General features: G+C 64.8%; 7 protein-coding genes and 1 other RNA gene. 6 read left to right on the forward strand and 2 right to left on the reverse strand.

Annotated elements, in window-relative coordinates:
* Window positions 1-13 precede the first annotated feature (13 nt).
* Entirely contained in the window at window positions 14-2,257 is a 2,244-nt protein-coding gene (gene parC, locus ACCQ09_RS14335) for a DNA topoisomerase IV subunit A (protein WP_012438801.1), read from the forward strand.
* 531 nt (window positions 2,258-2,788) lie between these two features.
* The gene (locus ACCQ09_RS14340; RefSeq protein ID WP_011036586.1) at window positions 2,789-3,445 is read left to right on the forward strand and encodes a thiopurine S-methyltransferase; all 657 of its coding nucleotides are present in this window, start codon (window positions 2,789-2,791) and stop codon (window positions 3,443-3,445) included.
* Between the two features lie 280 nt (window positions 3,446-3,725).
* Here the strand turns inward: ACCQ09_RS14340 and bfr are convergent, their stop codons facing one another.
* Complete coding sequence (gene bfr / locus ACCQ09_RS14345; RefSeq protein ID WP_011036585.1) at window positions 3,726-4,211, reverse strand: bacterioferritin; 486 nt, start codon at window positions 4,209-4,211, stop codon at window positions 3,726-3,728.
* 153 nt (window positions 4,212-4,364) lie between these two features.
* Here bfr and ACCQ09_RS14350 point away from each other — a divergent pair, with 153 nt between their 5' ends.
* From ACCQ09_RS14350 to ACCQ09_RS14365, 4 genes are all read left to right on the forward strand, one after another.
* Window positions 4,365-6,773 (forward strand): penicillin acylase family protein, encoded by a 2,409-nt coding sequence (locus ACCQ09_RS14350; protein ID WP_228428019.1) that lies wholly within the window; start codon window positions 4,365-4,367, stop codon window positions 6,771-6,773.
* A 434-nt stretch (window positions 6,774-7,207) separates the two neighbouring features.
* Window positions 7,208-9,349, forward strand: a complete 2,142-nt coding sequence (locus tag ACCQ09_RS14355) for a TonB-dependent siderophore receptor (RefSeq protein ID WP_075285839.1) — start codon at window positions 7,208-7,210, stop codon at window positions 9,347-9,349.
* A 337-nt stretch (window positions 9,350-9,686) separates the two neighbouring features.
* Entirely contained in the window at window positions 9,687-10,736 is a 1,050-nt protein-coding gene (hpaM, locus tag ACCQ09_RS14360; RefSeq protein WP_228428021.1) for a type III secretion-associated outer membrane-bound protein HpaM, read from the forward strand.
* 61 nt (window positions 10,737-10,797) lie between these two features.
* A non-coding RNA gene (locus ACCQ09_RS14365) (sX9 sRNA) lies at window positions 10,798-10,868 on the forward strand.
* A 70-nt stretch (window positions 10,869-10,938) separates the two neighbouring features.
* Here the strand turns inward: ACCQ09_RS14365 and asnB are convergent.
* Complete coding sequence (gene asnB / locus ACCQ09_RS14370; RefSeq protein WP_011036581.1) at window positions 10,939-12,633, reverse strand: asparagine synthase B; 1,695 nt, start codon at window positions 12,631-12,633, stop codon at window positions 10,939-10,941.
* Between the last annotated feature and the right edge of the window lie 124 nt (window positions 12,634-12,757).

A 12,757-nucleotide genomic window follows, 5' to 3' on the forward strand; every position in this document is an offset into this window, starting at 1 on the left:
GACCTGGCTTCGCATGACCGATCTGACCCGCCCCACCTTCCATGGCTTCGAGCAGCTGCCGCTGCGCGAGTACGCCGAACGCGCCTATCTCGATTATTCGATGTACGTGGTGCTCGACCGCGCCCTGCCGTTCCTGGGCGACGGCCTGAAGCCGGTGCAGCGCCGCATCATCTTCGCGATGAGCGAGCTGGGGTTGAACGCGGCCGCCAAGCCCAAGAAGTCCGCGCGTACCGTGGGCGATGTGATCGGTAAGTACCACCCGCACGGCGACAGCGCCTGCTACGAAGCGCTGGTGTTGATGGCGCAGCCATTCTCCTACCGCTATCCGTTGATCGAAGGCCAGGGCAACTTCGGCTCCACCGACGACCCCAAGTCGTTCGCGGCGATGCGCTACACCGAATCCAAGCTCACCCCGATCGCCGAAGTGCTGCTGGGCGAAATCAGCCAGGGCACCACCGACTGGGCGGCCAACTTCGACGGCACCCTGGAAGAACCCACCTGGCTGCCGGCGCGCCTGCCGCACCTGTTGCTCAACGGCACCACCGGCATCGCAGTGGGCATGGCCACCGACGTGCCGCCGCACAACCTCAACGAGATCGTCAGCGCGCTGCTGCACTTGCTCGACGACCCGGACGCCACGGTGGCGCAGCTGTGCGAACACGTGCTGGGCCCGGACTACCCGACCAGCGCGGAAATCATCACCCCCGTTGCCGATCTACGTGCCATCTACGAGACCGGCCACGGCAGCGTGCGCGCCCGCGCCACGTACAAGAAAGAACACGCCAACATCGTCATCGACGCGTTGCCCTACCAGGTCTCCCCGTCCAAGGTGATCGAGCAGATCGCCCAGCAAATGCGCGCCAAGAAGCTGCCGTGGCTGGAAGACATCCGCGACGAATCCGACCACACCAGCCCGGTACGGGTAGTGCTGGTGCCGCGCTCCAACCGCGTGGATGCCGAGCAGCTGATGGGCCATCTGTTCGTCACCACCGATCTGGAACGCAGCTACCGCGTCAACCTCAATGTGATCGGCCTGGATGGCCGCCCGCAGGTCAAAAACCTCAAACATCTGCTGAGCGAATGGCTGACCTTCCGCAGCGACACCGTCACCCGCCGCCTCAACCATCGCCTGCAGAAGGTCGAGCGCCGCCTGCACCTGTTGGAAGGTTTGCTGATCGCCTTCCTCAACCTGGATGAAGTCATCCGCATCGTCCGCAGCGAGGACGAACCCAAGCCGGTGCTGATCGCCCGCTTTGCGCTCAGCGAAGAACAGGCCGAATACATCCTGGAAACCAAGCTGCGCCAGCTGGCGCGCCTGGAAGAAATGAAGATCCGCGGCGAGCAGGAAGCATTGGCCAAGGAACGCGCGCAGCTGATGGCGATCCTGGAAAGCAAGACCAAGCTGAAGAAGCTGATCAAGGACGAGCTCACCGCCGACGCCAAGAAGTTCGGCGATGCGCGCCGCTCGCCGCTGGTGCAGCGCGGTGCCGCCCAGGCGATCGACGAGACCGAGATGGTTGCCAGCGAACCGATGACGGTGGTGCTGTCGGAGAAGGGCTGGGTGCGTGCAGCCAAGGGCCACGAGGTGGATCCGGCCGGCATGTCGTACCGCGACGGCGACGGCCTGCTGGCCGCCGTGCGCAGCCGCAGCACCTACCACGTGGCGTTCCTGGATTCGGACGGCCGCGCCTATTCCACGCTGGTGCATACCCTGCCCTCGGCGCGCGGCAACGGCGAACCGCTGACCGGGCGTTTTTCACCGGCCTCCGGCGCCTCGTTCCAGGTGCTGGCCAGCGGCGAGAACAATGCCCGCTTCGTGCTGGCGTCCTCGCACGGCTACGGCTTCGTGACCCGTTTCGAAAACCTCACCGGCCGCAACAAGGCCGGCAAGGCAATGCTCAACCTGACCACCGGCGCGCATGTGCTGACGCCAGCGCAGGTGCTCAACCCGCAGACCGACCGCATCGTGGCGGTGACCAGCGCCGGCAACCTGCTGGCGATCACGGCCTCGGACCTGCCCGAACTGGACAAGGGCAAGGGCAACAAGCTCATCGAGATCCCCAAGGCCAAGCTCGGCACCGAGCGCGTGGTCGCCGTGGCCGCGGTCGCTCCGGGCAACACCTTGCTGGTGCGCAGCGGCGCACGCGTGATGAGCCTGTCGTTCAAGGATCTGGACACCTATGTGGGCGCGCGTGCAAGCCGTGGCGCGTTGTTGCCGCGCGGGTGGCAGAAAGTGGACGGGTTAGAAGTGCAGTAAGGATGATTCACGCATTCGGCGCGCGGCGGCGCGTTCGACACTGTCAGCGCCTTGGTTTGACTGAGGCGCGGCAGAAAGTGGATGGACTGGAAGTGCAGTAAGGATGATTCACGCATCCGGCGTGCGGCGGCGCGTTTGATGCTGTCGTCGCGCCCTCGGTTAGTTCGGCCTGAAATATGCAAACGAGGCTGAAGCTCAAGCTCTGTGTCTCATTGAGCGGTCATCGAACGGTGTGGATGCGTCGGTTGTAGAGCAGATGATCTGCGGCTTGGCTGCAGGGCCCTTGCCGGCCACCATCGCGGGACACGCTGCAAGTACGTCCTTGTAAGCTCTTACGCAGCATCCATGCCGCGTAAGGTCCCGCGACGGTAGGCCGGCAAGGACCAGTCGAGATGGTCGGTGTGCATGGTGCAAGCAGTGCATCGCGGCTGTCCGATGCGTTGCTGTTTGATCGGCTCCTTCTCGATCTGCAATGTCACTGCCATCCCCGACATCACCTCACTCGTCAATGCAAGGCAACAAGACAACATCATGGATACAGATTTCTGGTTGCAACGTTGGCAGGACGGTCAGACCGGCTTCCATCAGGACGAGGTGATGCCGCTGCTGCAAAAGCATTGGCCGGCACTGCAATTGCCAGCGCATGCCCGTGTACTGGTGCCGTTGTGCGGCAAGACGCTGGACCTGCATTGGCTGGCCGCGCAAGGCCACCGCGTGCTCGGTGTGGAGATATCGCCATTGGCCGTCACGCAATTCTTCGATGACGCAGGCCTGCAACCGCAGCGACACACCAGCCGCGCAGGCGAGCACTGTATCGCCGGCCCGATCGAAATCATCTGCGGCGACGCCTTTACGCTGGATGCGAGCGTGCTGGGCGACTGCACCGCCGTCTACGACCGCGCCGCACTGGTCGCCTTGCCTGCGGCGTTGCGCCAGCGCTATCTGGAAACCGTTTATGCACGTCTGCCTGCAGGGTGTCGCGGTCTGCTGATCACGCTGGACTATCCGCAAGCCGAAAAAGCCGGGCCGCCCTTCTCGGTGGATGCTGCCGAGGTACACGCATTGTTCGGCACGCAGTGGAAAGTGCAGGAACTGGAGCATCGCGACATTCTCGATCAGGAGCCGCGCTTCCGTGCCGATGGCGTCACTGCATTGTCGACCGGCGTGTATCGCTTGCAACGCGATTGACTACCGCGAGTGAACATTGCACGCCGCTCCAGCAGGCGGCGACCTGTTTCGCGCGAGTGGTGCGCCGCTAGTCGATCAAACCACGCGGCATTGCGCCGTGCGGTGGTTTTACAAAACTGCGTAACGCGTCAGGCAACCAGCCGCAACGAACAGCCGGCGGGCGATGCAGACCACGCGCAAAAACCGCAGTACAAAAAACCGCAGTACATCCGTGCAACCTGTCGATTCCAGGCACACGCTGCGCCAGCATGGCGGCGGCGCAGCGTTGAGTCGCCCGGCTTCAGCCGGCCACGTGGCCCTTGTCGATCTTCGAGGTCTGGTACAGCTCCAGACCAATGCGCTTGATCAGGCCAAGCTGCTGCTCCAGCCACCATGCATGATCTTCTTCAGTGTCCTGCAACTGCTTGAGCAGCATGTCGCGGCTGACGTAATCGCCGTGGTCTTCGCACAGCTTCATGCCAGCGGCGAGCGCAGCACGTACTTCGTATTCGACAACGAGGTCGCGCTCGAGCATCTCCACCACGGTCTTGCCGGGCGAAAATTCGGCCGGGCGCATGTCCGGGTCGCCTTCCAGGAACAGGATGCGCCGCAGCAGGGCGTCGGCATGCTCGGTTTCCTCTTGCATCTCGTGGTTGATGCGCTCGTACAGCGCCATCAGGCCCTGATCCTCGTAGCGACGCGAATGCAGGAAATACTGGTCGCGTGCCGCCAGCTCGCCGCGCAGCAGCTGCTTGAGGTAATCGACGACTTCGGGATGGCCTTTCATGGTGTGCTCCAGCAACGCAATGCGCGCATGGTGCCCGAAGCGGGCGGGCAATGATCTAATCGGAATCACTTTCAGTTGCGCTTGCAGGCGGACCGGCAACGGTCACGCACCGGCGCGACACTGGTCACAGATGAATCGCTCAAGGAATCGATGATGCGCAAATGGCTGCGCCGGCTGTTGCTGGCCCTGGTGGTGCTCACCCTGCTGGTCACGCTGGGGCTCTACCTGGCGGTGCGTGGCAGCCTGCCACGGCTGGACGGCGAGACTGCGCTACGTGGCCTGGGCGCGCCGGTCAGCGTGCTCCGCGATGCCGGCGGCGTGGTCACCATCGACGCCACCAGCCAACGCGATGCGCTGCGTGCGCTGGGGTACGTGCATGCGCAGGAGCGCTATTTCGAAATGGACCTGATGCGCCGCGCGCCAGCTGGCGAACTGTCCGAACTGTTCGGCCCTGCTGCGCTGGATCTGGACAAACGCAACCGCGTGCACCGCCTGCGCGCCCGTGTGCAAGCCAGCCTGGATGTGGCCGCCGGCAGCGAACGTGCGGCACTGCAGGCCTATACCGAGGGCGTAAACGCTGGGCTGGCGGCCTTGCGCGTGCGGCCATGGCCGTATCTGTTGCTGCGGCAGACCCCGCGCGCCTGGACCCTGGACGATTGCATCCTGACCGGCATGGCGATGTACGCCGACCTGCAGGACAACGACAACCAGACCGAACTGGCCGCTGCGCGCATCCGCGCGGTGGTACCGCCGGCACTGGCCGCCCTGCTCGATCATCAGGGCTCCAGCTGGGATGCACCGCTGTTCGGCCCGGCGCTCGGCGATGCGGTGTTGCCGGATGCTGACGCCGTCGACCTGCGCCGCCTCCCGCACCCGTCCACCGCGCCCGGCGCCGAGGCCCCCACGCCCGGCAGCAACAACTTTGCCGTGGATGGCAGCCTCACCGCCGATGGCCGCGCCATCGTCGCCGACGACATGCACCTGGGCCTGCGCGCACCCAATATCTGGTTCCGCGCGCGCCTGCGCTATCCGGATGCACGCGCGCCCGACGGCAAGGTGGACGCCACCGGCTTCACCCTGCCCGGCCTGCCGGCAATAGTCGTCGGCAGCAACGGGCATGTGGCCTGGGCGTTCACCAACAGCTATATCGACACGGCCGACTTTGCGCAGATTCCGCCCGCCACACCGGGACATCCGCAAGCGCTCACCACGCATGTCGAAACCATTCGCGTGGCCGGCGCCGCGCCGGTCAGTTTTCCTGTCCGCGAGACGGCCTGGGGGCCGATACTGCACGAGAATGCCGACGGCAGCTTGCTCGCACTGCGCTGGGCCGCGCAGCTGCCCGGCGCGATCCGGCTGGATTTCGCGCAGATGAGCAGCGCGGCCGATCTGCAGGCGGCATTTGCGGTGGCGGATCGCTCGGGCATTCCTGCGCAGAATCTGCTGCTGGCCGATCGCAGCGGGCGCATCGCCTGGCGGTTGATCGGCGCGCGCCCGCTGCGCAATGCCGGGTGCAGCCCCAGTGGCATTGCCGAACTTGCAACGTCGCCGCAGGCGTCGAACCAGGCGTTGCCTGCGGCTGCCGGAGCGGCGGCATCAGAACCGGCGCCGACCGGCTGTCTGCCATGGCCCGTGCGCAGCGACGAGGCGCCGGCCCTGATCGATCCCCCATCGCATCGACTCTGGACCGCCAATAGCCGCATCGTCGATGAACAGCAGCTGGCAACGCTGGGCAATGCCGGCTACGACCTGGGCGCACGCGCGCAGCAGATCCGCGACGATCTGTTCGCCAGACAGCGCTTCAACGAACGCGATCTGCTCGCCATCCAGCTCGACGATCGCGCCGTGCTGCTCACGCGGTGGTGGCAGTTGTTGCGTAGCGTGGTCGAACACAGCAATGACCCTGCGCTGCAGCAGATCGAGATCGCCACGCGGCAGTGGGACGGGCACGCCTCCACCGGCTCGGCGAGCTATCGCATCGTGCGCGGTTTTCGCAGCATGACCATCGATGCCGTGCAAGCCGGACTGCTGGCGCCGGCCAAAGCTGCGCTGGGCGAGGACTTCCTGCCGCCGCGTCGCGCACAGTTGGAAGGCATTGTATGGCCGATGCTGCAGCAACGCCCCGCCAATCTGTTGCCACCGAACGTGACAAGCTGGGAGCAACTGCTAGCCGATGCCGCACGCGATGCGCAGATGGATCTGGCCGCGCAAGGCGAGCAGCCTGCCGAACGCACCTGGGGCGCACGCAATACCGCCGCCATCTGTCATCCGATTGCGCGCGCCTTGCCCGCCCTCGCCAAGCACTGGCTGTGCATGCCGCCCGACCAACTCCCGGGCGATCGCGACATGCCACGCGTGCAAGGCCCCGCCTTCGGCGCCTCCGAACGCATGGTGGTCTCGCCCGGCCACGAGCGCGACGGCATCGTGCACATGCCGGGCGGCCAGAGCGGGCATCCGCTGTCGCCGTTCTGGGGCGCCGGGCATGACGATTGGGTGCATGGCCGGCCCACCCCGTTTTTGCCGACTGCTACGCGCTATACGCTGGAATTGCGCCCGGAGTAGGCACGCCGGCGTTGTCTGCTCTGTCGGGTACAGGCATTGAAGAATTCGCCCTTCGGGCGCCTTCTCCCGATGGAAGAAGGACAGCGAGCGCGGGATGCCTGAGAAGCCCCTCTCCCGCCGGGAGAGGGGTTGGGGTGAGGGTACGGGTATCGAGCAATGCTGGATTGCGCGCGGCACGGCTCCGGCTCCATCCATTCGAGTCCAACAGCGCTAGGCGCGGACGAACACGAGGCTTCGCCCGTACCCTCATCCGCCCTCCGGGCACCTTCTCCCGGTGGGAGAAGGGATGCTCTGCATTTCTGCACTTCTGCACTTCTGCACTTCTGCACATTTGCACGCGCATGCATCCATGCATCCGCAAGGCTGGCCATCCGTTCAACGACGCACGTATCGCATGCTAAGATGCATTTGATAACCATTCCCATTAGTAACCAATGCGCCCCACGCTTCTTGTCACCGCGCTCGCCGTTGCGCTCGCCCTCCCCGCGCCATCCGCTTTCGCTCAGCAGACCAGCACCTCGCCTGCCGTCACCGAACTCGATGGCGTCAATGTTGTGGGCCGTGCGCAGACGCTCTACAAGTCCGAAGACGCAGCAGTCGCCACGCGCACCGATACGCCGCTGGCGCTGGTGCCGCAGTCGGTGCAGGTGCTGCCGCGCGAATTGATCGACGACCAGGCGGCACGGCAGATCACCGATCTGTATCGCAGCATCAGCGGCATCAGTTTCTTCAGCTATGCCGGCGTCACCTTGCGTGGCTTCCGCCAGGAAAACGTGCTGTATGACGGGCTGCGTGGCGACCCGTACGCCGGGTTTTCGGTGCCGCAGCTGTTCAATATCGAACGCGTGGAAGTGCTCAAGGGCCCTGCCGGCGCGCTATATGGCGGCGGTGAGCCGGGCGGTGTCATCAACTACGTGACGCGTAAACCCAGCCATCAGGCGTTGCGGCGGGTGGAGCTGCAACTGGGCAACCAATCGTTTGGCGCGGCATCGTTCGAAGCCACCGGCCCGGCGCGCGAGGATGGCCGCATCCGTTACCGCATCGGCGCCTATGCCGACGGCGAGGACGGGTTCCGCTGGAACACCGACAGCGAAAGCCAGATCGGCGATGCGTCGGTGGCATTCGATATCGGCGAGACCGGCGAGCTCACGTTGCAATACACCGACATCACCCAGAACCTGGGCGGCAACCGCCTGCGCGGCGTGCCGGTGGACGATGACGGCAACTTCCTGACCAACCGGCGCTGGAATCACAACGAGTCCACCGACTTCCTGGACATGCGCGCCAAGGTCGCCTTCGCGCAGTACAAATTCGCCCCCTCCAGTGCGTGGGACGTGGACATGGCGCTGCGTTGGTTCAAGAACGACGAGCACCAGATCTACCACGAGCCCATGGGCCTGATCGACCGCGATGGCAACGGCATCGCCGAGTGGATGACCCGCCAGTTGCGTAACCAGTACCGCGACAACGACGCGCTTTCCAGCAACGTCAACGCGGTGTTCCGCACCAGCACCGGTGCGATCGGCCATAAGCTGCTGATGGGCGCGGACTACTACCGCCTGGATGCGGATTTCCGCGCACAAACCGCCAACACCGCCGACACCGGGCGCACGCGCGGGCCGGTGCCCGGCATAGATCTGTTCAATCCGGTCTACGGCCGCAGCGGCTTTTACGACTACGGCCTGGACACGCTGCCCTGGCGCGCCACCAGCACCCGCAGCCAACGCTATGGCGCCTACCTGCAGGACGAACTCACCCTCACCGAGCGCTGGTTCGCGATGGCCGGGCTGCGCTGGGATGGCTTCAAGGACGACAACCTTCTGGATGGCTCGCGCATCACCGGCAACGACCTCAGCTGGCGCGTCGGCAGCACCGTCGTGTTGCGCGAGGGCATCAACGCCTACGCCAGTTACGCCAGCGGCTTCCTGCCGCAGGATGCGGCCAACCAGGACAGCAGCGTCGGCGGCCCGTTCGATCCCGAGCGCAGCACGCAGTGGGAAGTGGGCCTGAAGACCGCGCTCAACGACGGCGGGCTCACGCTCAACACCGCGCTGTATCGCATCGAGCGCGCCAACATCGTGCAGGCCAACGGCAGCATCGTCGATGGCGTCAACCAGCTCTCGGCGCTGGGCCTGGTCCGCAGCGAAGGCCTGGAAGTGGATCTGCTGGCAGACCTCACCGAGCATTGGGTGCTCAACCTCACCTACGCCTACAACGATGCGCGCGTGCTGGATGCCGGCACCAACGGCATCACCAATGCCTCCGGTGATCGCTTTGCCAATGCACCGCGCAATACCTTCGGGTTGTGGACGCGCTATGAGCTACCGGCGTGGAACTCGGCCGTTGCGTTCGGCGCCGATTACGTCGGCGAGCGTCTGAGCCTGGAAGGTCAACGCGTCAAACCGTATGCCATCTTCGACATCAGCTGGCAGACCCAGTGGGATGCGTGGAAACTGCAGGTCAACGTCAAGAACCTGTTCGACAAGGTGTATGCGGCCAGCGGTTTCACCGAACGCACCGGCCACTTCCCCGGCGAGCCACGCCGCATCTATGCGCAGCTGGCCTACAGCTTCTGAGCATGCTGCACAGCGCTGCTGCGCGGCCACGGAGCCACGCAGCAGCGCGCTAGAATCAACATCGCAGATGCGCTGCATCGCACGGCGCTGCAAGCGCATCGTTGCGCTGCGTGATCATCAATCGCGACCCTGCCGCATCACAGCGCCAACGGCGCGGCAGCAGAGTGCGCATCCGCGCACAGTTGGCGCACCGCCACCTTGACCGCCATGAACCTGCGCCGACCATGCGGGCCGATGTCGGCTGGAACTTAACGCCTGGTGCGACACACTAGAGGCCGTCGCGATTGGACGCTGCATCGCACCTATCGCCCTCCTCCCCTCACTGACCGGAATCCGCATGCCTCTGCTTGCCCGCTCCGTTTCCGCCCTGTTGCCCCTGGTCTTTGCGACCGCTTGCTCGGCTGCACCGCCAGCGCCTGCCGGCCCCCCTGCGGCGCCTGTCGCCAGCTGCACCGCCAAGGTGCGGCCGGGCCAGGACCTGCAAAAAGCCATCGACAAGCTGCCGCAAAGCGATACGCCTGCCGTGCTGTGCCTGGAAAAAGGCGAGTTCCCGCTCAGCGGGCTGGTATCGATCCACCGCGGCAACCTCACTCTGCGCGGCAAAGGCCCGGCCACCGTGCTGCGCATGGCCGATGGCGTGCAACAGCCGGTGCTGGTGGTTGGCGATTACGAGAACCAGCAGCCCACCGGTGTGATCCGCAACGTCAGCATCGAAGACATGCAGATCGTGGCCAGTACCGGCGACAAGGAATTCATGCCGGAGCGCCCGTACCTGAGCAATAGCGCGGTGGTGGTGCGTTCGGGCCAAGGGATTCGCCTGGCCGGTCTGCAGGTCAACAAGTGCCGCAGCGCGTGCCTGCTCAGCGAATACGACACGCGCGAGATCACCATCGAACGCAATGATGTCTCCGGTGCCATCTGGGACGGCGTGTCGTTCAATCGCACCGCCAAGGTGACGATGATGAATAACTACATCCACGACAACGTGGCTGCCGGCCTCACCACCGAGCATCTGGAAGACAGCGAGATTCGCGACAACCGCTTCGAGCGCAATGGCAGCCAGGGCATCTATCTGTCGGATGCGCGGCGCAACCGCTTCACCAACAATCAGTTCGATGGCAACAAGGTGGCGGGCATCTTCCTGGCCTGCGCCATCCGCTATCGCACGCCGGAAATCCTGTGCTGGGACAACAGCATGAGCCAGGACAACCTGTTCGAGAACAACCGCTTCACCAGCAACCCGTTTACCTACACCATCGGCGTAGACCGTGCGGCCAACTGCAGTGCGGCCGACTTCAAGCCCAACGTGTGGCGCAACAACCAGGCCGATGTGGCCGGCGTGGATATCGAGCCGCAGCGCTACGGCTACTGCGTGCGCCACGAGTAAGCGCAGCGATCAAAACCGCTGCGCAGCCACCAGGCGGGCGTGGCCGGTGCTCGGAATCCGCATGTACACGTACGCTCTGGTTCCCCGCGCCGTCCGCACCTACCTGGCGATTGCCCGCTACGTTTTCTGATCGGCCCGAATCAACGCACTGGCATGGCCGGCACCCTTGGGCTGCCGGCCATGCTGTAGCGCAGTCGTTTGATCAGGACGCCAACGCCTGCGCGTGCACGCCGGCAATCGCACGGCCCGACGGATCGGCCATCGCCGCAAAGCTCGCGTCCCAGGCAATGGCCGTCGGCGACGAACACGCGATGGATTTACCGCCCGGCACCGTCTCCGCAGCGGCCTGGCTTGGGAAGAACTGCTCGAACAGACTGCGGTAGAAATACGCTTCCTTGGTCTGCGGCGGGTTCACCGGGAAGCGCCGATCGGCCGCCGCCAGTTCGCGATCGCTCACGTGCGCGGCGGCATGTGCCTTGAGGCCGTCGATCCAGCCATAACCAACGCCATCGCTGAATTGCTCCTTCTGCCGCCACAGGATCGATTCCGGCAGATAGCCGGCAAATGCCTCGCGCAAGATGCCTTTCTCGATGCGGGTGGCACCGGTGCTGGTCTTGTCGATCATCTTGAAGCGCGCGTCCATGCGCATCGCCACGTCCAGGAATTCGCGATCCAGGAACGGCACGCGCGGTTCCACGCCCCAGGCCATCATCGACTTGTTGGCGCGCAGGCAATCGTAGTTGTTGAGCGCATCGAGCTTGCGCACCAGTTCTTCGTGGAATTCGCGTGCGTTCGGTGCCTTGTGGAAGTACAGGTAGCCACCGAAGATCTCGTCGCTGCCTTCGCCGGACAGCACCATCTTGACGCCCATCGCCTTGATGCGCCGCGCCAGCAGGAACATCGGCGTGGACGCACGAATCGTGGTCACGTCATAGGTTTCGATATGGCGGATCACTTCCGGCAACGCATCCAGGCCTTCTTCAAAGCTGTATTCGAAGCCATGGTGCACGGTACCGAGCGCGGCGGCGGCCACTTCGGCAGCGGCCAGATCCGGCGAGCCGGTCAGGCCGATTGCGAACGAATGCAGACGCGGCCACCAGGCTTCGGTGGTGTCGTTCTCTTCGATGCGATGCCGCGCGTAGCGTGCGGCCACCGCTGCCACCAACGACGAATCCAGGCCACCGGACAGCAGCACACCGTAGGGCACGTCGGTCATCAGCTGGCGATGCACCGCGCGCTCGAACGCCTCGCGCAGTTCCTGCAGCGGCACCTGCACGTTTTCCACTTCGCTGTATTCGCGCCACGAGCGCTCGTAGTAGCGGCTCAATGCGCCGGTGGCGCTGTCGTACCAATGACCAGGCGGAAACTGCGCGGCATCGGCGCAATCGTCCACCAGCGACTTGAGTTCGGACGCCACGCGCAGGCGGCCTTCGCGGTCGTGTCCCCAGTACAACGGCACCACGCCAATCGGGTCGCGCGCGATGATCACCCGCCCCGCGGCCTTGTCCCACAACGCAAAGGCGAAGATGCCATTGAGGCGGTTGAGATAGGAGGCCGGCGCATCTTCGCGGTACAGCGCGTTGATCACTTCGCAGTCCGAGCCGGTCTGAAAAGCGTACGGCTGCAGTAGCTCGGCCTTGAGTTCGCGATGGTTATAGATCTCGCCGTTGACTGCCAACGCCAGGCTGCCGTCCTCCGACAACAGCGGCTGCGAACCGCCCGCCGGGTCGACGATGGCCAGGCGCTCGTGCACCAGGATGGCACCGGCATCGACGTACACGCCGCTCCAGTCCGGCCCGCGATGGCGTTGCCGCTGCGAACATTCCAGGGCCTGCCGGCGCAGGGCCTGCAGGTCGTCGCCGGGTTGCAGGCCGAAGATACCGAAGATGGAACACATGGAAACACTCCTGGAAAAGTCGTGATGGGCGGCCGAAGGATCAACGCGGTGCAAGACGTCACCCATAAAAAAACCCGCATCGGCCGATGCGGGTTTTCTGGAAACTGGGCGTGTGTGTTGGTAC

Source organism: Xanthomonas sp. NCPPB 2586 (assembly GCF_041475775.2).
GTDB classification, from domain to species: Bacteria; Pseudomonadota; Gammaproteobacteria; order Xanthomonadales; family Xanthomonadaceae; genus Xanthomonas; species Xanthomonas campestris.